This is a genomic window from Microcoleus sp. w1-18aA5 (assembly GCF_036701705.1).
In the GTDB taxonomy this organism is placed as follows: domain Bacteria; phylum Cyanobacteriota; class Cyanobacteriia; order Cyanobacteriales; family Microcoleaceae; genus Microcoleus.
In genome coordinates this window covers 48,395-69,676 of the sequence record NZ_JAUPTE010000019.1, presented here as the reverse complement: position 1 = coordinate 69,676, position 21,282 = coordinate 48,395, and the positions used below count along the sequence as shown (strand labels likewise).

At 46.5% G+C, this 21,282-nt stretch carries 18 protein-coding genes; 8 read left to right on the top strand and 10 right to left on the bottom strand.

What is annotated here, in order from left to right:
- Positions 1–365: 365 nt before the first annotated feature.
- Both thrC and Q5691_RS09905 read left to right on the top strand, forming a co-directional pair.
- On the top strand, positions 366–1,664 hold the full coding sequence (thrC, locus tag Q5691_RS09910) for a threonine synthase (RefSeq protein ID WP_333041631.1): 1,299 nt from the start codon (positions 366–368) through the stop codon (positions 1,662–1,664).
- Between the two features lie 178 nt (positions 1,665–1,842).
- Positions 1,843–2,118, top strand: a complete 276-nt coding sequence (locus tag Q5691_RS09905; RefSeq protein ID WP_333054763.1) for a MoaD/ThiS family protein — start codon at positions 1,843–1,845, stop codon at positions 2,116–2,118.
- Between the two features lie 227 nt (positions 2,119–2,345).
- Here Q5691_RS09905 and Q5691_RS09900 read toward each other — a convergent pair whose 3' ends face one another.
- The 3 genes from Q5691_RS09900 to Q5691_RS09890 all read right to left on the bottom strand — a co-directional run bounded on the left by Q5691_RS09900 (position 2,346) and on the right by Q5691_RS09890 (position 6,562).
- On the bottom strand, positions 2,346–4,220 hold the full coding sequence (locus Q5691_RS09900) for a ribonuclease J (protein WP_333213510.1): 1,875 nt from the start codon (positions 4,218–4,220) through the stop codon (positions 2,346–2,348).
- Between the two features lie 267 nt (positions 4,221–4,487).
- Complete coding sequence (dapA, locus tag Q5691_RS09895; protein WP_333187328.1) at positions 4,488–5,411, bottom strand: 4-hydroxy-tetrahydrodipicolinate synthase; 924 nt, start codon at positions 5,409–5,411, stop codon at positions 4,488–4,490.
- Between the two features lie 107 nt (positions 5,412–5,518).
- Positions 5,519–6,562, bottom strand: a complete 1,044-nt coding sequence (locus Q5691_RS09890; RefSeq protein WP_333344670.1) for an aspartate-semialdehyde dehydrogenase — start codon at positions 6,560–6,562, stop codon at positions 5,519–5,521.
- A 564-nt stretch (positions 6,563–7,126) separates the two neighbouring features.
- On the opposite strand from Q5691_RS09890, the gene tig reads away from it, so the two are divergent.
- From tig to clpX, 4 genes are all read left to right on the top strand, one after another.
- Positions 7,127–8,542, top strand: a complete 1,416-nt coding sequence (gene tig, locus Q5691_RS09885) for a trigger factor (protein ID WP_333213513.1) — start codon at positions 7,127–7,129, stop codon at positions 8,540–8,542.
- Positions 8,543–8,670: 128 nt separating this feature from the next.
- Positions 8,671–8,889 (top strand): hypothetical protein, encoded by a 219-nt coding sequence (locus Q5691_RS09880; RefSeq protein ID WP_333213514.1) that lies wholly within the window; start codon positions 8,671–8,673, stop codon positions 8,887–8,889.
- Between the two features lie 175 nt (positions 8,890–9,064).
- A complete protein-coding gene (gene clpP / locus Q5691_RS09875; protein WP_333075055.1) occupies positions 9,065–9,754 on the top strand; it encodes an ATP-dependent Clp endopeptidase proteolytic subunit ClpP in 690 nt (229 codons plus the stop codon).
- A 9-nt stretch (positions 9,755–9,763) separates the two neighbouring features.
- Complete coding sequence (gene clpX, locus Q5691_RS09870) at positions 9,764–11,107, top strand: ATP-dependent protease ATP-binding subunit ClpX (RefSeq protein ID WP_333054758.1); 1,344 nt, start codon at positions 9,764–9,766, stop codon at positions 11,105–11,107.
- Between the two features lie 240 nt (positions 11,108–11,347).
- Here the strand turns inward: clpX and Q5691_RS09865 are convergent, their stop codons facing one another.
- Positions 11,348–13,402 (bottom strand): DNA polymerase III subunit gamma/tau, encoded by a 2,055-nt coding sequence (locus Q5691_RS09865; RefSeq protein WP_333213515.1) that lies wholly within the window; start codon positions 13,400–13,402, stop codon positions 11,348–11,350.
- Positions 13,403–13,940: 538 nt separating this feature from the next.
- On the opposite strand from Q5691_RS09865, the gene Q5691_RS09860 reads away from it, so the two are divergent.
- Complete coding sequence (locus Q5691_RS09860) at positions 13,941–14,852, top strand: hypothetical protein (RefSeq protein WP_333308173.1); 912 nt, start codon at positions 13,941–13,943, stop codon at positions 14,850–14,852.
- A gap of 17 nt (positions 14,853–14,869) precedes the next feature.
- On the opposite strand, the gene Q5691_RS09855 is transcribed toward Q5691_RS09860, so the two are convergent.
- The 4 genes from Q5691_RS09855 to Q5691_RS09840 all read right to left on the bottom strand — a co-directional run bounded on the left by Q5691_RS09855 (position 14,870) and on the right by Q5691_RS09840 (position 19,462).
- Positions 14,870–15,592 carry a DevA family ABC transporter ATP-binding protein gene (locus Q5691_RS09855; RefSeq protein WP_333213518.1) on the bottom strand — a complete coding sequence of 241 codons (723 nt, stop codon included), beginning with the start codon at positions 15,590–15,592 and terminating at the stop codon, positions 14,870–14,872.
- An 84-nt stretch (positions 15,593–15,676) separates the two neighbouring features.
- Entirely contained in the window at positions 15,677–16,837 is a 1,161-nt protein-coding gene (gene devC / locus Q5691_RS09850) for an ABC transporter permease DevC (RefSeq protein ID WP_333213519.1), read from the bottom strand.
- A gap of 172 nt (positions 16,838–17,009) precedes the next feature.
- Entirely contained in the window at positions 17,010–18,653 is a 1,644-nt protein-coding gene (locus Q5691_RS09845) for an HlyD family efflux transporter periplasmic adaptor subunit (protein ID WP_333213520.1), read from the bottom strand.
- A 71-nt stretch (positions 18,654–18,724) separates the two neighbouring features.
- Entirely contained in the window at positions 18,725–19,462 is a 738-nt protein-coding gene (locus Q5691_RS09840; protein ID WP_333308167.1) for a phycocyanobilin:ferredoxin oxidoreductase, read from the bottom strand.
- 128 nt (positions 19,463–19,590) lie between these two features.
- Here Q5691_RS09840 and tatA point away from each other — a divergent pair, with 128 nt between their 5' ends.
- Positions 19,591–19,782, top strand: coding sequence for a twin-arginine translocase TatA/TatE family subunit (tatA, locus tag Q5691_RS09835; protein WP_006632937.1), 192 nt, complete (start codon positions 19,591–19,593; stop codon positions 19,780–19,782).
- A gap of 61 nt (positions 19,783–19,843) precedes the next feature.
- Here tatA and panB read toward each other — a convergent pair whose 3' ends face one another.
- Together panB and Q5691_RS09825 are read right to left on the bottom strand one after the other, a co-directional pair.
- Positions 19,844–20,620: a 3-methyl-2-oxobutanoate hydroxymethyltransferase gene (panB, locus tag Q5691_RS09830; protein WP_333213522.1), complete on the bottom strand. Its 777-nt coding sequence runs from the start codon at positions 20,618–20,620 to the stop codon at positions 19,844–19,846.
- Between the two features lie 155 nt (positions 20,621–20,775).
- On the bottom strand, positions 20,776–21,192 hold the full coding sequence (locus Q5691_RS09825) for a retroviral-like aspartic protease family protein (RefSeq protein WP_333213523.1): 417 nt from the start codon (positions 21,190–21,192) through the stop codon (positions 20,776–20,778).
- Positions 21,193–21,282: the final 90 nt, after the last annotated feature.

Genomic DNA, 21,282 nt, shown 5'->3' with positions numbered 1-21,282 from the left:
CTCAGTTAATCAAAAATTCGAGGTTTTGTAGTTGTGTTCGATCGCACGACGGCCCAATTGTTAGCCCAAAAAAGATTTATTAAGTTTTGTAACAATTCCGTCGTCAAATCATCCTTGAGCTCGCTCAGTCTCGCGTGCGGGTCTGACAATCTGGATTAAGATCCCGATCCAGAAAAAAAGCCAAATCCTTGTGGGGTGGGCGTCTCGCCCGCCCAAATATCAAAGTAAAATACACCACTGTTTAACTGAAAAGTCACTGAAAAATCAATCCCGACTAAAAAAGTCGGGTATGGTTGACGCACTAATTTGAGCGTGGTATTCTGCGAAAAGAATTAACAAACATCGCAAAACTAGAGAGTTGAGCTATGACCCAGGCCACCAGAACACAATCCACAGCAGCAACCTTCACAGCCCTTAAATGTAAAGAATGCGGCGAAGAGTACGAACTCCAAGCCAAGCACGTCTGCGATTGCTGTTTTGGCCCGCTTGAAGTCAAGTACGACTACGACGCCATCCGCCGCACCGTCACTCGCCAAACCATCGAAGCCGGCCCCAACTCGATCTGGCGCTACCGCGCATTTTTACCAGTCGCTACAGATAACGTCATCGATGTCGGCACGGGGATGACTCCTCTATTAAAATCCCACCGCTTGGCGCGCCGCCTTGGTCTAAAAAATCTTTATATTAAAAATGATGCTGTCAATATGCCCACTCTCAGCTTTAAAGACAGAGTGGTGTCAGTCGCCCTCAGCAGAGCGAGAGAATTGGGTTTCACAACGGTATCCTGTGCCAGCACCGGCAATTTAGCTAACTCTACGGCTGCGATCGCCGCCCACGCCGGACTCGACTGCGTAGTCTTCATCCCCTCCGACTTAGAAGCAGGCAAAGTCCTCGGCACTCTGATTTACAATCCAACTGTCATGGCAGTTCACGGCAACTACGATCAAGTTAACAGACTCTGTTGCGAAGTCGCCAATACACATGGCTGGGGATTTGTCAATATCAACTTGCGTCCCTACTATTCCGAAGGCTCAAAAACCCTCGGCTACGAAGTTGCTGAACAGCTAGGCTGGCAATTGCCCGATCACATCGTCGCTCCCCTTGCATCCGGCTCTTTGTTCACAAAGATTTACAAAGGCTTTAATGAATTCATCGAAGTCGGTTTAGTGGACGAAAAGAAAGTCAGATTCAGCGGTGCCCAAGCTGACGGCTGTTCCCCAATCGCCCAAGCCTTCCGCGAAGGTCGCGATTTCGTCAAACCGGTGAAACCGAATACAATTGCTAAGTCGATCGCGATCGGCAATCCAGCCGACGGTATGTACGCCTTGGAAATCGCTCGCAAAACCAACGGCAACATTGAATCCGTCAGCGACACCGAAATCATCGAAGGCATGAAACTGCTAGCAGAAACCGAAGGCATATTCACTGAAACCGCAGGCGGCACGACAATCGCAGTCTTGAAGAAACTCGTAGAAGCAGGTAAAATCAATCCCGATGAAACCACCGTCGCTTACATCACGGGCAACGGTTTGAAAACGCAAGAAGCAGTTCAAGGCTACATCGGCGAACCCATCACCCTCGAACCGAAACTAGAAGCGTTCGAGCGCGCCCTAGAACGTGCCCGCACACTCGAACGCTTAGAATGGCAACAAGTTTCGGTTTAATAAATAGTCATTAGTCATTAGTTATTAAGCTGTTGACTAATGACTGAGGACTACTGATTAATAGTCATCAGTCATTAGTCATTAGTTATTAGTTATTAAGCTACTGACTAAGGACTACTGACTAAGGACTAAGGACTACTGACTACTGACTACTGACTAAGGACTAAGGACTAAAAAAATGACCGTCAAAGTTTTAATTCCCACTCCCCTGCAAAAATTTACCAACAATCAAGCCACCATCGAATGCGCTGGCGATAACATTTCCGAACTAATTGAATCGCTGGAAACAAATTGTCCCGGCATCAAAAAAAGCCTGTGCGACGAAAAGGGAGAACCGCGCAGATTTCTCAACTTCTACGTCAACAGCGAAGACATCCGCTTTTTGGATGGCTCAAACACAGCCCTCCAAGATGGCGATGAAGTTAGCATTGTTCCAGCAGTTGCTGGTGGGTGATTTTGCAACCGCAGATGGTGGCCGATAAATACAGATGAACGCAGATAGAATTAATTACTATCTGCGTTCATTTGCGTTTATCGGCGGTTAAAAACTATTTTCTCACTTAGTGAGGAAATCTATTTGTGAAATCCCATCTAGGCTTGTAGTTGCGCTTGGGCATCCAAGCGCAACTACAAAACCTAAAACTCCTTTCTTGGTTCGCAGTGCGTCCGAGAATTACCGCCCTAAGAAGCTGCCCTTGCAGCAGTCCGGGGACGGCGCCGGCCCGTCACCTGATTGGCAGGAGATGGCAAGGATGGCGATGATGGCGATGGCGATGATGGCGAGGATAGTAGCTTAGGTGCTTCTAGGGAACCGGGAGATACTGCTGCTTTTTCCGATCGCACTGCTTCTTCAGGAATTTGCATCAGGAATACCAGCAGCGGATTGCTTTGCAGTTCCCGGCGCATCACCCGCTGAATTGCTTTTTCTATTTGGGTTTGCACTCCTACCCAGTCAATGTCAACTTGCGAGTCAGCAGTGGCGGGTTTGACAAATTCTGACCAGCGATCGCTCAAAACTGTTTCAATGGTTTGAGTGATTAATTTGATCACCTCCGCGCGATCGGCTGATGTCACTACACCTTTTAAGTGAACTTCTGGTTTGGCAACTAATTTGCCTTCCCAATTCAAAGCCGCCGCTACAGTTACAACGCCATCTCCGGCCAACTGCTGACGTTCCTTGAGGACGCTAGCTTTGACCACGCCCGATCGAGAAGCATCTACCAATTCAATTCCTGAAGGCACTTGACCAGCGACTCGCATTGAATTTTCAGTTAATTCTACGACATCGCCGTTATCAATAACCACCATATTGCTAGCGGGAATGCCCATGCTTTGAGCCGTCTTGGAGTGTTGGATCAGCATCCGGTGTTCTCCGTGAACCGGCAAGAAGAACTTAGGACGAGTCATGTTAATCATTAACTTTTGGTCTTCTTGACAACCGTGACCCGAAACGTGAATGCCTTTGTCGCGGCCGTAAACCACGTGAGCTCCCAGCATCATCAGTTTATCGATCGTGTTTACCACTGCGATCGTATTTCCCGGAATCGGATTAGCTGAGAAAATGACTGTATCGCCCTTTCTGATTTTCAGTTCGTGATGTTCGCCGTTAGCAATGCGAGTCATCGCCGCCATCGGTTCGCCTTGGGAACCCGTAGTTAAAATTAGTACCTTGTCTTCAGCCAAATTGCGGATTTCTTTCAGCGGTTTGAAAATACTATCTTCGCACTTGATGTAGCCGAGATTGCGGCAGTGAGCGATGACGTTAAGCATCGACCGGCCAACCACTCCGACATACCGATTGTTTTTCTTAGCCAAGTCCAAAACTATTTGCAATCGGTGTACCGACGAAGCAAAAGTCGTCAGCATCACTCGTCCCGGTGCTTGAGCGATAATTCTGTCTAAATTCGGCGCCACAGAACTTTCCGAAGCGGTAAAACCGGGAACTTCCGAGTTAGTAGAATCGCTGATCAAGCAAAGCACGCCTCTCTCGCCGTACTCGGCCAGCTTTTGCAAATCAAAATGCTCGCCGTCTACAGGAGTGTGGTCAATTTTAAAGTCTCCGGTGTGGATCACAATTCCGACGGGAGTGTGAATGGCCACAGTAAAACTGTCTGCCATCGAGTGAGTGTTGCGAATGTATTCGACTAAGAAATTCTTGCCAATTCTGACAGTATCCCTGGGTCGAACCGTTCTCAATTCAGTGCGGTGAGACACTCCGGCTTCTTCGAGTTTTCCGGCTAGCAAAGCCATCGCCAAACGGGGGCCGTAGATGACCGGAATTTCAAATTGTTTGAGGTGATAAGGGATACCGCCTATGTGGTCTTCGTGACCGTGAGTCACGATCATACCTTTAATTTTGTGGCTGTTTTCCCGCAAGTAAGTCATGTCTGGAAGGACAATATTTACCCCGTGCATTCCATCTGTCGGGAACGCTAAACCGGCATCTAAAAGAATGATTTCGTCGCCGTACTCGAACACACAAGTGTTTTTACCGATTTCGTGAAGCCCGCCGAGGGGAATAACTTTTAGAGCAGATGCAGTTGTATTTTTGATCATGCGTATCCTTTGTTAGTTATTTTTGTTATTGGTCTGTGGTCTTTGGTCTGTCGTCTGTCGTCTTTCGTCTACTGTTCGTTGGTAGGGCGATATTTTTCCAAATATTTATGGAAAAATCCCTGGCGGGTTTTACTATCCCGTACAGTCAGTTGTCTTTGGTCTTCATTCTTTTATCTTCAGTCTTTAATCCTTGACTGTTAGCTACTTACTAACACTTAATTACTAATGACTGATGACTCAGAACTAAGGACTGATAACAACCAATATTCAGTTGTCTGAAAACTCGTTCTCGCTCGTCTTGCTAGCTGATACTGCTGCTAGCTGACTCAGTACGTCCTTTAACTTTTGAGTTACCTCAACGGGCGGATCGCACAGGGGCGGACGGGTGGAACCTACATCCCAGCCTTGAAGTTTAAGAGCTGTCTTGACGGGAATGGGATTTGTGGTGAGAAAAAGAGCTTTAAACAGGTCAAAAAGTTGCAAGTGAATCTGGGTAGCGACTTGAACTTGACCGGCCTCGAAAGCTTTGATCATCTGTTGCAGTTGCTCTCCTACCAGATGGCTGGCTACGCTAACTACACCAGATCCTCCTACCGCCAACATTGGCAAAGTTAAGGAATCATCTCCAGAATAGATGGCAAATTCAGGGGATGTCAAGCACCGAATTTGACTTGCTTGATCCAAGTTGCCACTTGCTTCTTTTACGGCCACAATGTTGGGGATTTCTGCCAATCGAGCCACCGTCTCCGGCAACATATTCTGACCAGTGCGACCGGGGATGTTATATAACATTATAGGCAATTCTGGAGCAGATTGCGCGATCGCCCGAAAATGATTGTACAAACCTTCTTGGGGGGGTTTGTTGTAATAAGGAACCACCTGCAAACAGCCGTCTAACCCGAGTTTAGCTGCTTTTTGGGTAGCTGCGACTGCTTCTGAAGTAGAATTCGATCCGGCTCCTGCGATTACCAACGCCTTACCGACCACCGCCTTTTGTACCACCTGAAATAATTCGTACTCTTCATCCCAGGTCATAGTGGGAGACTCGCCTGTAGTGCCGCACACTACCAAGCTATCTGTACCGCGATCGGCTAAATGAACTGCCAATTGTTCTGCTACCGCATAGTTAACACTGCCGTCTTCCTTAAACGGCGTAATCATTGCAGTCAGAACCCGTCCAAACTTTACCACACTTTCTCCGATTTTAGACTGTTGATTTTTGATTTTAAATTTTTGATTTCAGATGAAAGGTTTATCTAAAATCCCCAATTTCAATTTCCCAATTGCCAGGGTTCCCCCTAATTAGAAGCCACCGCCACTTGGGTTCGCAACAAATTTTTTTCTACCAGCAACTCAGCTATCTGCACCGCATTTAAAGCCGCCCCTTTGCGAATTTGATCGCCAGACAGCCACATCTCCAACCCGCAGGGGTGAGAAATATCTTGGCGAATCCTGCCAACTAACACGTCATCCTTACCGCTGGCTTCTGCGGGCATCGGGAAATAATTAGCTTCCCAGTCTTCTACCAGCTTAACCCCGCTTGCCTGCTTTAAGATTTCCCTGGCCTCGATCGCGCTAAAAGGCTCTGCAAACTCTAGATTAATCGCTTCCGAATGAGCCCGCAGTACGGGAACCCGCACACAAGTTGCAGTAATTTTAATCTCGTCCGTACCAAATATCTTCCGAGTTTCGTTTACCATTTTCATCTCTTCTTCACAATACCCCAAATCATTAATCGGGGTGTTGTGCGGAAACAAATTGAATGCTAAGGGGTAGGGAAATATATCTGTTTTGGGAGTTTCCCCCTGCAAAATTGCTCTTGCTTGAGCTTTCATTTCCTCCATTGCCCTCGCCCCCGCCCCGCTGGCAGACTGGTAAGTCGCTACAACGATGCGCTGTATCGGCCTAACTTTGTGAAGTGGCCAAACGGCAACCGCCATCAAAATAGTCGTGCAGTTGGGATTAGCAATTATACCTCGGTGAGTTGCTGCTGCTTGGGGATTGACTTCGGGAACCACTAGCGGTACCGTCGCATCCATGCGGAAAGCGCTAGAATTGTCAATGACCACTGCTCCGGCTGCCACTGCTTGCGGAGCCCATAATTTAGAAGTAGAACCGCCGGCAGAGGCGAGCACCAGATCTACATTATCAAACGATCGCGCCGAAACTGCTTCGACCGGCAGCATCTCGTCGCCAAAAGGCAAAGTTGTGCCTGCTGAACGTTCCGAAGCCAGCAGCTTCAAGTTAGAAATCGGAAAACTCCGGCTGTGCAATAGTTCTAGCAACTCGGCACCGACTGCGCCAGTAGCTCCTAAAATGGCAACTCGATAGGATTGAGACAAATTAGTTTCCTCCAAAAATTAAAGTCTAAAGGATCGAAATCAAAAAATTAAATAACTGCAATTCTCAATATCAAACTTAATTAATGTTATGCGATATCAGGAGCATGAGAGGATAGCAATGGTGCAGTTAACGGAAACGGCAGATCGAACTTCCCGATTGATCCGGGCGATCGTACCCAATGCCAGTTTAGCATCTTTCTGCCGCTCGCCCACGCCCAATCCGCATCCGGTTAAGTTTTGCGATATATCTGCATTTTCGCAGGCGCATCCATTGACCTTAACTAGCCGCAGAGACCGGCAAGATTGACATCACAGGGCGATATGTGCTATGGTGCATCGGCAATTAGTGGACTTCACCTCCACATTCCTAGCAGCAAAAGCTAGTATTCTCAAACCAAAACTATTTGGCAAGAGCCAAAAAAGTAGCCGGCAATGACTTACAGTCTCATCCGGTAAAGGTGTTGTAGTTGTGCCGTTACGAGTCAAAGCGTACAAAATTAAAATGCAGGCAAAGTCAGATTTGTATGTATTTTATGACACTATTGTTAAATATCACAAAAGCCGATGAAAGTAACCCAGGAAAAACTTCCAGCTAGCCAAATTGGTCTGGAAATCGAAGTACCGTCAGAAAAGTCAAAACAAGCTTACGAGCAAGTAATTAAACAATTTGCTCGCGAGGTTAGTATTCCTGGGTTCCGCAAAGGCAAAGTTCCCCGTCAAGTTTTGCTACAGCGCCTAGGCCAGAGTCGTTTGAAGGCGACGGCTTTGGAAAATTTGATTAATGATTCCCTGCAAAAAGCCCTAGAACAAGAAAAAATTGCGGCAATTGGCAGTTTTGAACTTCGCACCGAGTTTGAAGAATTATTAGAGAAGTTCGATCCAGAACAGCCTCTGATTTTTTCGGCGAAGGTTGATGTACAACCAGAAGTGAAAATGGGTCAGTACACAGGTTTGCAGCTTCAAGCAGAAGAAGCTAAGTATGATGAGACTCAGGTAGATGAGGTATTGGCAAAATATCGATCGGACAAAGCTACTTTAATCCCTGTAGAAGGCCGGCCGGCTCAGTTGGGAGACACGGCTTTGGTTGATTTCTCCGGTAGATTTGCAGAAGCAGCAGAAGGCGAAACTCCCGCAGAAATTCCTGGTGGCGAAGCAGAAGACTTCCAAGTAGAATTATCGGAAAATCAGTTTGTACCGGGCTTTATCCAAGGCATGATCGGGATGAATCCAGGAGAAACTAGAGAAGTTTCTGTGCAGTTCCCCGAAGAGTATAGCAGTGAAGAATTAGCCGGAAAACCCGCAGTCTTTACGATTACTCTCAAAGAACTTAAGGAAAAAGAATTGCCGGAGTTGGACGACGACTTCGCGCAAGAAGTCAGCGAGTTTGAAACTTTAGCCGAACTGCGCGAATCGCTCGAAACTCGGTTTAAAGCAGACCAAGAAAACAAGACATCCGCTAATAAGGAAAAAGCTATATCAGCAGCCCTCGTGCAGCTAATAGAAGTGGAAATTCCCGAAACAATGGTCGATCGCGAAATCGATTATTTGTTGAATCAACAAGCCGTCCAATTGAGAAATTACGGCATAGATATCAACCAACTGTTTACCGAAGAAAATATGGGCCCGATGCGGGAACGATCGCGCCCGGAAGCAATCGAGCGCCTCAAGCAGAATTTAGCTCTGGCAGAAGTAGCCAAGCTGGAATCCTTATCTGTTGAACCAGCAGAAGTAAAAGCAGAAGTAGCAAAAATCAGAAAGCAGTTTCCCAAAGGAGATTTTGACCCCCAAAGGTTGCAGGAATTTGTAGCAGAAGACTTGCTCAAACAAAAAACCCTGAAATGGTTGGAAGAAAAAGGAACAATCGAACTCGTACCTGAAGGCTCTCTGACTCCTGCAGCAGAAGAATCAGAAGAATCGGACGCTGAAGATTCAGCAGAAGCAGCCACGAGCGTTGAAGTGGAAGTCGTAGGCGAAGATTAGGGCGCAGAATCAAAGTAGTAGGGACACCGCACGCCAGCCCTTCTTCGTGTCAACAAACACGTTAAACCCGCAGTCCGGCAGGGGTTTAAACCCCTGCCTCAAAGCTAAAGTCCTCGCTATGAGGACTAATGAATTATTCAGTCCTCATAGCGAGGACTTTAGCTGTAAGCCCCGTGGAATTCATTCCCTGGCGGACTAGCGGGTCCACTGGTGGACTTGGCGGGCTGAAAGCTTCAGTGGACACTAATGGGGTATTGGAGTGTCCCTACGGCGGGGATCGATCGGGGGTATCTGAAGTGCGATCGAATTTTACGTTTAATGTCGAGCTACTGTTGAATTTGGGTTAAATAGTCACAAGATTTTTGCTCGACTATACCCAATGCCCAATGCCCCATTCCCCATTCCCCATTCCCCATTCCCCCGATATCTGTTCAGAAGAGGCATAATAGTTAAAAGCTGGCGGCTTAATTTAAAGCTTTCATCAGCAGCAGCAAATTGTCTAGAATCCTTGACTGGTGTCTTATGGTTGTATCTCAATCTTCCAATTACCTAATTACAAGCTATAACGATTTTGATGTCAGTTCCAGCCCCAGCAATGTAGTGCCGATGGTACTAGAACAGTCGGGGATGGGCGAGCGGGCTTTTGACATTTACTCGCGCTTGCTGCGGGAGCGAATTGTGTTTTTAGGAACTCCCGTAACCGACGAAGTTGCTGACTCAATAGTGGCTCAGCTATTGTATCTAGATGCCGAAGACCCAGAAAAAGATGTCCAAATGTACATTAATTCCCCCGGGGGCTCGGTGACGGCCGGCATGGCAATTTATGACACAATGCAGCAAATCCGCCCGGATGTGGTGACGATTTGTTACGGTTTGGCAGCGAGTATGGGCGCATTTCTACTGACAGCAGGAGCCCACGGTAAGCGGATGTCTCTTCCGAGTTCCCGAATTATGATTCACCAGCCGCTTGGAGGCGCTCAAGGTCAAGCAGTTGATATTGAGATTCAAGCCAAAGAAATCCTTTATCATAAGCGTAAGCTGAATCAACTGCTAGCGCACCACACGGGTCAACCGATCGACAAATTAGAGGCGGATACAGAGCGCGACTTTTTTATGTCAGCCGAGGAAGCCAAAAATTACGGTTTGGTCGATCGAGTTATCGCTAAAGAAAACCTTCCGGCGGCGGGAGAGAATGTCACTGCACTGAATTAAGAGGCTGTTATGTCTAAGTACGACTCCCATCTAAAATGTTCGTTTTGTGGCAAGTCTCAAGAGCAAGTACGCAAGTTGATCGCAGGACCAGGGGTGTATATCTGCGACGAATGCGTTGACTTATGCAATGAAATTTTAGATGAGGAGTTGTTTGATTCGAGTGCAGTACCCGCAGCGGCGGTGGCTCCGAAGCAGGAAACGACGCAAAAGCGCCGCGGTACTTCGGGCAAAAGTATGTCGCTGAGCCAAATTCCCAAGCCCAGGGAAATTAAAAATTATCTCGACGAAAATGCGATCGGGCAAGATGAGGCGAAAAAGGTGCTCTCGGTGGCAGTTTACAACCACTACAAGCGCCTCAGCTTTATCCATGCAAAAAATAGCGGCAAGCACCCGCCGGAAGAAGTAGAACTGCAAAAATCGAATATTTTGTTAATCGGGCCGACGGGCTGCGGAAAAACTCTGCTAGCTCAGACTTTGGCAGATATGCTGGACGTGCCGTTTGCTGTGGCTGACGCGACGACGCTGACGGAAGCGGGCTATGTCGGGGAAGATGTGGAAAATATTTTGCTGCGGCTGCTGCAAGTAGCAGATATGGACGTGGAAGAGGCGCAGCGCGGAATTATTTATATTGATGAAATTGACAAAATAGCCCGCAAGAGCGAAAATCCTTCGATTACGCGGGATGTGTCGGGTGAAGGTGTGCAGCAGGCGCTGCTGAAAATGCTTGAGGGGACGATCGCCAATGTACCTCCCCAAGGTGGCCGCAAGCATCCCTACCAAGACTGCATCCAAATTGATACCAGCAATATCATGTTTATCTGCGGCGGTGCTTTTGTCGGTCTTGAGAAAGTGATAGAGCAGAGAACGGGTAAAAAGTCAATGGGTTTTATTCAGCCCGGAGAAGCTCAGCCGAAGGAAAAGCGGGCTGCTGATGTACTCAAGCAACTGGAACCGGATGATTTAGTGAAGTTTGGGATGATTCCTGAGTTTATTGGGCGGGTGCCTGTGGCTGCGGTGCTGGAACCGCTGGATGAGGAAACGCTGATGGCGATTTTGACGGAACCGCGCAATGCTTTGGTTAAGCAGTATCAAAAGCTGCTGAAGATGGATAATGTGCAGTTGGACTTTAAGCCAGAGGCGATTCGGGCGATCGCCCAGGAAGCATACCGCCGCAAAACTGGAGCACGGGCGCTGCGGGGAATTGTCGAAGAATTGATGTTGGATGTGATGTACGAGTTGCCGTCGCGCAAGGATGTTGCCCGGTGTACGATTACTAAGGAAATGGTTGAGAAGCGATCGACTGCTGAGTTGTTGGTACTTCCGTCTTCGCTGCCCAAGCCAGAGTCAGCTTAAAAGTAGATATTCACAATCACTAGGTGACTCTAATTCAACCTAAAACTTTTAGGGTATTAAGGAACCTAGAAGGGCTGCTAGTCTTAGCAGCGCCCCTACTACAAAAACCGGGTTTCTCGGTTTTTTTTAGTGATCTATAGCAATCCTCGCATCATTTGTGAATGTCTTACTCCCTCCCCTTGGTAAGGAGAGGGTTGGGGTGGGGTAAAAAATTTACGACTCCTGCAAGGATTGCTATACTTACCAATCTATAAAATCATCCTCACCTAACTCAGAAGATAACTCGGAAAAATCCGGTTCAGATTCCAATCTAAAAGTTTCCGACTCCCAACTCTCCAAGTAATCCGACAAATCGACTACTTCCCCATCAAACATAGCAGCCAATTGCCTAGCCGTATTCGCGACATATTGAGCGTCATCACGCACCGCTATAGCCTGAGCTTTAGAGTCATTCTGAGAGTCGGTAGAGCCGTTGGATCGTGATTCGGAAATTAGGGGCACATTAACGGCGGTATTTTCAGGCTCTGGCGGGTGTTTTTGTTCTTCTCTCCTATTCCCCAAAAAATCATCTGGAATCTCCGAACTCGCCGAGTTCTGCACCTGTTGGCCGACATCATCCGCAGGATGAGAATTCCTGGGATTTTCGCCAACACGTCCGTTAGAACTTGGCAAATCCTTAGCGCGGGAATTATTAGTTTCAGCGGGATTTGTCAATCCCACTTTTACTGTTACTCGACGGTTAAAAATTTGCAAAAAAGCTTCTTCAATATTAGCTACTTTGTCTTTAACCATATTCAGCAACGGCTGGGAACTAATCTTAACATGAGCAGTATTATTGCTAAAAATGACTAGCTGTCCATGTTGGCGAAGCAGCGATTGAGTTCCATGCGGCCGCACGCGGTCAAGTACCTGTTCCCACACTCGATTTAAATCGATTTCATCGGCTGAATTAGTCGGTGAATAATTTGTTTGATTCGTTTCAGCAGTTGGTACAGGTGCGGGAATCGCTGCAGGAGGTGTGCTTTCTGTGCGATTAGTCACAGGCGGCGAAGTCGGTGGAGGATTTTGAGGTTTGGCAGCGGGAGGCGGTTCAATATTAGATGTCTGGCTCCCCCCCTTAGCAAGGGGGGGTTGGGGGGGGTGATTTTGTGGTGGTTGAGTAATATTTTTAGCTGGTTCCGCTGTTGGTTGCTGCTGAGTTCTAATTGCTGAAGGCAATAATCCCAATAGCGTTACTTCCAGCCACAAACGCGGCTGAGTAGTGTTTTTAATTTGCACTTCGTGGGTTTGCAAATGTTTCTGACCTGCCAAAATCAACTCCGCATCCCAATGGCGGGCAAAATCCCCCAGTTTTTCCCAAGTTGCCGATGTTAAAGCTACTAAATCTGACCGTTTCGGTGCAGCTTTGGCTATTAGTAAATCTCGGTAAAAGCTGGCGAGACTTTGCAGCACGATTAGGGGTTCCCGACCGCGATCCATGAGGTGGCGAGTCATGTCTATTAGTGCTGTAGCGTTATCTGTATCAATAGCTTGCAGCAAATCCATTAAATCATTTTCGGGGACTGCCCCGACTAAATCCCAAACTTTTTCGACTGTTACTTCACCCTGAAATAAGCTTAGTTGGTCGAGCAAACTTTCGGCATCTCGCAGACCTCCTTGGGCCATTTGAGCAACCATTTGTACGGCATCACTGGCAATATTGATATTTTCTAATTGGGCAATTTTGTGTAAGTGAGCAATCATTGCATCGAGGGGGATGCGGCGGAAGTCAAACTTTTGGCACCGAGAAATAATAGTTGGTAATACTCTTTGTGGGTCGGTTGTGGCGAGGACGAATACAACGCGATCGGGCGGCTCTTCTAATGTTTTTAATAAGGCATTAAATGCCTGGGTACTGAGCATATGAACTTCGTCGATTACATATACTTTATAGCGGCATTGTACGGGGGCAAATTGAGCTCGTTCGATCAAATCCCGAATGTTATCTACTCCGGTGTTGCTGGCTGCGTCAATTTCGATGACATCTAGTGTCGAACCTCGGGCAATTTCTTGGCAAACGTTGCATTTACCACAGGGTGTCGGGGTAGGGGCAACCGTAGAAATACAGTTGAGAGATTTGGCGAAAATTCTGGCACTAGAGGTTTTACCGGTGCCTCTGGGGCCGGTGAATAGATATGCTGGTGCTATGCGCTCTTGTAGGATGGCGCTGGTGAGGGTTTGGGCGATCGCCTCTTGACCGACTAATTCGGCAAATGTCTGAGGGCGATATTTGTGATGCAGGGGTTCGTAGGTCACGATCGAATATTGGTGGTATTAGCTGTAATCTTAGCTAAGGAGACGTTGTTCGATCGCACCAGAGTTCGACTTTCACAGCAAGCAGCCCGGTGGGCTTACACGGCGTCCGTGACCCAACAGTAGGAATTAGCACCCTCCTAACGTCCGCCCCTCGATCGTCCGGGCGATCGGCTGTTCTGCTTGATGTTTTCCGCTGCTGGCTCCCAGAGTTACTATTAATTTATGTGTATTTCTTTTTATTTTTCTAGAAAAGGAGACCCCCGAACAAACATTTTTTTGGGCTGTATTGGTATAATATATTACAGACAATTCACCATTTCAATTGGTCAGTACCAGCACGCGATTTTCCGATATTTCGGAAACTGGCTTGCAGTTAAAGATAAAGTATTAATTAGAGGGTGCGTGCTCCAGTTGCAGAAATCCAGTTGTACCAAGATGATGGTGGAATGATGTCAATGTGGGTTGATCCAGTTGCACTACCAGCTCTACTCTGGAGTCCTGTATAAATATAGCGTCAAATTTTACCCTTTAAAAGCCCATGTCAACCCAAATAATCCTTGTAGAACCAAGGTTGGCAGTAGCCTCTCCCAAACCTAAACAGGCTAAACCCGGAGATCCGTCCTCAGACCAACTCTTCATGGGAGCGTCGGGATTACTGTTGTTATTGCTTATCGGTTTAGCGGTGTTTACCAAGCTAAAACTCGACGATTTGAGTAAAAAGCTCAAATTTGAGGAGTTTAGAAATCGAGAACTCCAGAAAAAATACAAAATGGCTCTGGAAACCATGTTAAAGATGGAAAAGAATCCCGACCTTATCCACTCGCGAGACTTTAATTTAGACTACCTGAGAATGCGAATGGCGGAAGAAGTATTTCACTTTGCCATTGTGAACCAGATTAAGGTAAAAGTCAAAGAAAAAATTAGTATTGCCCTGCGTCCGACTCAGGGGGCAGTGGGAGATAAAAACGGGAATGCTGGTAGTGGCAGGCAAGTGGATTCGATGTTTGATATCGAATACGAAACTGGCGATCCGGCGGTAAAAATAGAAAAACGAGTGCTGTTTCGGATTCAAATTAAGCTGATGAAACTGCCGACTCAGGCAACATCAGCGACAATTAATCAAATTATTGACTGTTTGGAAACTTATCTGAGTCCTTCAGACGACCACGACAGTTGGCAGCCGACAATTCAAGGTCGCATCGTTCATATTGAGTGGGATCAAAAAGCCAAGCCGACGCCGATGTTGGTGCTGGAACAGTCGAATGAAGGGGTGAATGTTACCTTTAGGACTACGAGAACGCCTGCCGGCAGACCTACCAATGCCAATGATAGCCAATTGGTAGGAGCTAAGGGTCAAAAAAGTGGTAAAATTAGTTCTAAAACTCCAGCTAAAGGTGCAACAAAAAGTCCTGCGAAGGTAGGAGCAAAGCGTCCCGGTTCTCGGAAATAAGTTGAGGTGGGTTAATATTATTTTTCCGAAAAAACGCCGGTTGTCACCGTTGTTGATGTATCTTGTGCGAGGTAGCCGTCTTCCATGTGAATAATGCGATCGGCTATGTCTAAAATGCGGTTGTCATGGGTGACAAGCAAAATAGTGCAGTGCTGTTCTTTGGCCAAACCTCGCATAATTTCTACCACATCTCGACCTGATTTACTGTCTAGTGCTGCTGTGGGTTCGTCTGCTAATACTAATTTCGGCTGGCTGACTAACGCCCGGGCGATCGCAACTCTTTGTTTCTGGCCACCAGAAAGACTGTCCGGGTAATAATCTATTCTTTCTCCCAAGCCTACAGCTTCCAGCATTCCTTCTATTTTATCATTAGTTTCTTGGGGAGAAAGATGGTTGTGCAGGTCGAGGGACATTTGCACATTTTGCCTAGCTGTCAAGCATTTGAGCAAATTGTGAGCTTGGAAAATATAGCCGATGTCGCGGCGGACTTTAACTAATTTATTTTTCGGCGTTCCCCGCAATTCTTGGTCGAGAATTTTCAGACTACCTTCTTGGATCGATCGCAAAGCTCCAATCAAGGTTAACAATGTGGTTTTACCAGACCCCGAAGGCCCAGTCATCAGCACGATTTCGCCCGGATAAATTTCGAGGTTGATATCAAATAATGTCTGTTTGCGAAGTTGTCCTTCGCCGAAAGAATGATTGAGATTTTTAATTGAGACAACTGGTAAAGTATTCATTCGTAATTTGTAGCTGTTAATTCGTAATTGATAATTGGTATTTCCTTCTTCCTTCTTTCTTCTTCCTTCTTTCTTCTTCCTTCCTTAAAAAATATCCGCCGGGTCAGCAGCCTGCAACTTCCTAACTGCGATCGCCCCGGACACAGCACACATGACAACTGTCATAATAAAAACAGTCATAGCTTTCGCCAAAGTCATATACATCGGTAAACTCGTAGCACTTCTCCCTAAATTGTACAGCACCAAAGAAACTCCAAACCCTGGCAAATAACCAATAATTGCCAAAATCAAAGCCTCTTGAAACACCACACCCAAAAAGTAAATATCCTTGTATCCCATCGCCTTTAGCGTAGCGTATTCGGGTAAATGATCGGTAACATCAGTATAAAGAATTTGATAAACAATCACTATCCCAACGATAAATCCCATTGCCGCGCCGAGAGTGAAAACAAATCCGATTGAGGTACTTTCCTGCCAATATTTTTTTTCAAAATCTACAAACTCTTCTTTAGTAGAAATCCTCACATCATTCGGCAACGTTGCCCTCATTTTATCAACAACAGCCTTAACATCTGTACCCGGCTGCAAGTGAACAATACCTATATCGATTAAACCTCTTGTTCTCCGCGTCGAAAAAATCCGCATAAAGTTCAAATCGCTGGTGACAAGATTCCCGTCGGCACCGAAAGAGGCTCCTATAGTAAATAAACCATCTACCTTAACGCGGCGATTGTCAACTTCAGTTTCAACAACTTTTCCCTGTTTGAAATATTCTGCTACCGGCCCAAACTCCGGGCGGGAAGCTTGGTCAAATAAAACCACATCTGAAATTTTGATTCTGTCCAAATTATTTTGGATTTCAGGCAGATCAAAAATGGGATGAGCGGGGTCAAAACCGATTACCATCAATTGGCGGGTATTTCGCTGGTTGGGATCGGGGTTTTTCCACAATCCAAAGCCTAAATATACCGGACTAATTGCTGTAACGCCGTCAAAACTCAAGGCTTGATACAAGCGACGCTGGGGAAAACTTTTCATGGCTATTAAAGCCGTTGACTGAGTGCTGGTGATAAAAATATCCCCTTTTAACTTTGAGTGAAAGGTGATGGAGCTTTCAAATAGCGCGTCTCTAAACCCGAACTGCATAAACATTAGCAAGTCGGCGAAGCCAATGCCTGCTAGTGCGACGGCTAAGCGCATTTTTTCGCGGGTTAACTGTGCCCAAGCTAGTGGTATTTTGGCCATAATCCTCCGATTTTAAATTTGAGATTTTGGGTTTTGGATTGAATAATTTTAGGATTTAAGCACGGGTGTTGAGGAAGCGGTTTTTTTACCCTTATATTTGATTCAAAACCTTAACCTCGGTTAAAAACCCCGTTGCTTGAGTCCCCATGCGTAAGTTCTGTCAAGGTAAAATTTAGATATCTATTTTGACTTCAACCTGCAAGTTTGTGAGGGCTGCAACTTTTTTGCTCGATTCCGGATCGAGGCGAATTCTTACTTCGATAACTCTCGCGTCGGTGTCGGCGGCGGGGTCTGTATTGAGGACATCTTTTTTGCCGATTTGTTTGCCGATGCGATCGACTGTTCCTTCCAAAGTGCCTGCAAATACGGGGCTGCTGACGGTAGCCCGCTGGCCGTTTCGCACTTTGGCGATGTCGGTTTCGTAAACTTCTGCTACGGCGTACATTTGGTCGGTGCCGCCTAGTTCTACGATGCCGTCTTGGGTGTTGACACGTTCTCCTTGTCGGCTGTGAACTTTGAGGATGTAGCCGGATACGGGTGCTTTGACGTAACTTAAGTTTAAGTCTACTTGAGCTTTTTGTTTGGTGGCGATCGCACTTTCTACGGCGGCTTGGGCTGCTTGCACGTCTTCGGGACGTACTTCGGCAATTTGGTCTAGATTTGCTTTGGCTTGATTGATTTGTTCTTGGCCAGTTTCTGCTTTTTGTTTGAGTATTGCTTCCGCTTGATTAATTTGTTCTCTACCAGTTTCTATCTTTTGATTTAAGGTTGCTCTGGCTTGGTTAATTTCCTGCCTACCTGTTTCTAACTTGCGTCTGAGATTGGCTCGGGATTGATTGATTTCCTGCTGGCCTGTTTCTACTGTTTGTTTGACTGTGGCTTTAGTTTCGACTATTTCCTCACGCAAAGTTTGCACTGTTTTTTCTAATATAGCTTGAGCTTCTTTGACTCTCTGGCGAGCCGTTTCTACTGCTAAGCGTTTGGTGTCGTAGGCGGAAGCAGAAATTGCGCCTGTTTCGGAGAGTTCTTTATTGCGTTGTTCCTCGGCTTCGGCGTTGGTTAATTCGGCTTTTAGTCGATCGACTGTAGCGTTTTGAGAGGCAATTTCGCCACGCAATTGAGCTTCTAGCCTAGCCAATTTGGATTGCTGCACCTCTGTTTCTCTTTGGAGTTGTGCCTCAAATTTGGCAAGATTAGCTTGTTCGGCTTCGGTTTCTCTTTGGAGTTGTGCCTCAAATTTGGCAAGATTAGCTTGTTCGGCTTCGGTTTCTCTTCGCAGTTGAGCTTCTAAGCGGGCGACATTCGCTGCTTCGCCTTCGGTTTCTCTTTGCACTTGTGCTTGAAACTTGGCAACTTCGGCTTTCCCAGCACCGATTTGACCAGTTTTTGCACCTGCTTGAATTTTCGCTAATTCTGCTTGTTTGACTTTGACTTCTTTGTCGGCTTGTTGGAGGATTGCTTGGAGTCGATCGCGCGTATCGAGAACTGCTATGATTTGTCCTTGACTGACTCGATCGCCCTCTTCCACCTGCAACTGTTCAATTCTTGCTCCCTCCGACGCCGAAGGGGCCGACAATTTGATGACTTCCCCCTGCGGAGTCAACCTACCCAAAGCGGTAACACTGGTGCGGGTAGCGACGGAAGTTGCAGCCGCCGTTGCAGCCGCCGCCTTTAACTCTTCGGCTTTTCTAATTTGAGATACTTGCCAAAAACCGACTCCTGTGGTAATGAGAGTTGCACCGATCGCTAAACCGATAATTCCTCGCCCTGGGGGTTTTAAAAATGATTTATCCTTGAGCCGTGATTCCTTGACCATTACTTATAAAGTAGGTGATTTCCTGATTAAGTTTTTTCCCCCTACTGTAAAGTATTGTAAACAATTTTCAGCTATTTAGGGATATCAAAAAGCACCTCGGTCATGTAATGTTCGGCCCAATCTTGACCGAAAGCTTTTTCGAGTACGCGGCGGGTTTTGTCGTTTTGCTGCTGCTGGGTGCAGTAGTAAATTTGAGCCTCTAGAATTTCCGATGCTTCGGCTGCAGAGACAGGTTCGGAAGCGACTGCCTGTTTGCAGTGAATTTCCACGTAGGATTCAACAATATCCAAAAACCGACTGTTTTCTTCGATGGACTCTGGTCGCACAAACAGGCAAAATTCTGAGAAAATATCCCCCCATTCGGGAATTTGGCGGGGACAAGAAAATTGCTTGATCGGCAAAATTTCCAGTTGGGTTCGGTAGCTTTGCGACAAAGTTCGATCTCGATTGAGGGGAGAAAGGTCTGCGATCGCTGCGCTAACTTGGCCTTTGCCTGCTACGATATCCGTACCGAACATCGGCAAAGCATAATTCGGTCTGGGAAACATCACGCAGTGCAGAATGTCAAGTACCGGCCCGACTTTAGCGAGTTCGAGGTGTATTTTTCGGAACTGGGGCGTTTGATAGCAGCGGTTTTCAATGATCAGTTTTTCTCCTTCCAACCGACCTTCTACGTATCCCAACTCAGCGGGCAGGTGGTAGGGTTCGAGGTCAAGATAGCGGTGCCATACTGCTTCCATCCGGTCTGCTAAATCGCGGATGAGATGGTGCTGTTGTTCGCGCAAAGAAGGCTGGGATATTTCTAACATTCCTATTTATCGGGGGATAGCTTAATAAAACTTGATTCTACTGTTGCAAGATGCAGGAAAAAAGGTAGATACTTTAACAATATCAGTAGATTGACTTACGATCGAGCAAGTTTTACAGGAGATTTTGTATGTTTGGTCTGGGATTGCCCGAAATGGGCATTATTGCGGTGGTGGCCATACTAATTTTCGGCCCCAAGAAGATTCCTGAGTTAGGAAATGCCTTGGGCAAAACGCTGCGGAGTTTTAAGGAAGGGGTTGGTCAATCTGAGGATGAAGCTGTTGAGAAGGATAAAGAGGAAGAGGGCCAGCCGAAAGTGTAAATTAGGTTTGTAGTGAGGATTTTAGTCCTCATTTTTAAGGGTTCAAGCCCTCACTACGAACCTATTCGGGAAATTTGCCTTCTCTAACTTCAAGGGAATAATCTTTCACAGCTTGGGTAATTGTTTCTCGCAAATTGGCGTAAGCTTTCGCAAAAGGTGGCTGTTTTTCGGAAAGTCCCAACAAATCGGAAGTAACTAAAACTTGACCGTCGCAGTGTGGCCCGGCGCCGATACCAATGGTGGGAATAGTTAATTTTTGGGTGATTTGAGCGGCTAAGTCTGCGGGAATGTGTTCTAAGACGATCGCAAAGGCACCTGCTTCTTGAAGGGCGATCGACTCTGCTATGATGCGATCGGCTGCTTGGGTCGTTTTTCCTTGTTTTTTGTAGCCGAGTTGGTGTACCGACTGCGGAGTTAAACCGACGTGTCCCATCACTGGAATTCCGGCAGATGTTAGCTGCGAAACTGTGGCGGCCATTGCTGGATATCCACCTTCCAATTTTACAGCTTGAGCGCCGGTTTCTTTCAAAACTCTCCCCGCCGAGTGCATGGCTTGCTGGGGACTTTCTTGGTAAGTCAAAAACGGCAAATCGACCACAATTAATCCTTGTTTAACTCCACGGCGCACTGCTTTAGCGTGGTGCAGCATCTCATCTAGGGTTATGGGTAGCGTTGTGTCGTACCCTAAGACTGTCATGGCGAGGGAATCGCCGACTAGGATGATATCTACGCCTGCTTGATCGATGAGTTGGGCGATCGCATAATCATAAGCTGTCAGAGCAACAATTGACCGCCCTTGTTGTTTCCACTGAATTAATTGATGAGTAGTGACTGACATTTTAGTGCAATAATATAATATTATTTCTGGATATTAGTAATCATATCAAATCCGGGTTCCATACTCCTCGATCATTCGGAGCTTGAAATCGCTTATTTTCCAACTAAGTCCGAGCAGAGAGAGACTAAGAGTAAGAGGCGAAAATTATCGGGATTTTATACCCGAATATAACTTTGGCTTCCCTCTGCTGGCAAAACAATCAACCGCTGATTTTTCAAATCCGCTTCTAAACCCAAATCTTGGAGGGGACTTAAGCCGAGTAAAGGTTCTTCTCCTGCGGGAATTTCTACACAATCATACCTGCCTTCTCGTCCAGCTACGGCAAGACCTACATTTTTGAACAGACGAAATTGTCTAGATCCTATTGCAGTATTTCCTTGGATTTCACCAACTAAAGTTAAACCTAACTGAGCGATAATATCTGCTGGTAAGCAGAGTCGAGTTGCGCCTGTATCAACTAAGACGTTATCGATGGTGATACAGCGTATTTGCTCTGCGGGGATGAACCCTCTTTCTGCTAGCATCTTGTCTACTTCGTTGGTGACGGTTATTGTTGCGGTGACTCTGCCCATTTTTTTATCCTTTTGTTTTGCTAGAGAATGTTTTCGTTGTCTTTCGACTAAATTATATACGATTCAGGGTGCATCTTCTATATTTTAACA

Bases quoted from the DNA above. Each gene is read 5' to 3' on its own strand.
- Q5691_RS09860 (WP_333308173.1), top strand. From the start codon at position 13,941: ATGTCAACCCAAATAATCCTTGTAGAACCAAGGTTGGCAGTAGCCTCT.
- Q5691_RS09825 (WP_333213523.1), bottom strand. From the start codon at position 21,192: ATGGGCAGAGTCACCGCAACAATAACCGTCACCAACGAAGTAGACAAG.
- clpP (WP_333075055.1), top strand. From the start codon at position 9,065: ATGGTTGTATCTCAATCTTCCAATTACCTAATTACAAGCTATAACGAT.
- Q5691_RS09840 (WP_333308167.1), bottom strand. From the start codon at position 19,462: ATGTTAGAAATATCCCAGCCTTCTTTGCGCGAACAACAGCACCATCTC.
- Q5691_RS09900 (WP_333213510.1), bottom strand. From the start codon at position 4,220: ATGATCAAAAATACAACTGCATCTGCTCTAAAAGTTATTCCCCTCGGC.
- panB (WP_333213522.1), bottom strand. From the start codon at position 20,620: ATGTCAGTCACTACTCATCAATTAATTCAGTGGAAACAACAAGGGCGG.
- Q5691_RS09845 (WP_333213520.1), bottom strand. From the start codon at position 18,653: ATGGTCAAGGAATCACGGCTCAAGGATAAATCATTTTTAAAACCCCCA.
- tig (WP_333213513.1), top strand. From the start codon at position 7,127: ATGAAAGTAACCCAGGAAAAACTTCCAGCTAGCCAAATTGGTCTGGAA.
- Q5691_RS09905 (WP_333054763.1), top strand. From the start codon at position 1,843: ATGACCGTCAAAGTTTTAATTCCCACTCCCCTGCAAAAATTTACCAAC.
- devC (WP_333213519.1), bottom strand. From the start codon at position 16,837: ATGGCCAAAATACCACTAGCTTGGGCACAGTTAACCCGCGAAAAAATG.
- clpX (WP_333054758.1), top strand. From the start codon at position 9,764: ATGTCTAAGTACGACTCCCATCTAAAATGTTCGTTTTGTGGCAAGTCT.
- thrC (WP_333041631.1), top strand. From the start codon at position 366: ATGACCCAGGCCACCAGAACACAATCCACAGCAGCAACCTTCACAGCC.
- Q5691_RS09880 (WP_333213514.1), top strand. From the start codon at position 8,671: ATGAATTATTCAGTCCTCATAGCGAGGACTTTAGCTGTAAGCCCCGTG.
- Q5691_RS09855 (WP_333213518.1), bottom strand. From the start codon at position 15,592: ATGAATACTTTACCAGTTGTCTCAATTAAAAATCTCAATCATTCTTTC.
- tatA (WP_006632937.1), top strand. From the start codon at position 19,591: ATGTTTGGTCTGGGATTGCCCGAAATGGGCATTATTGCGGTGGTGGCC.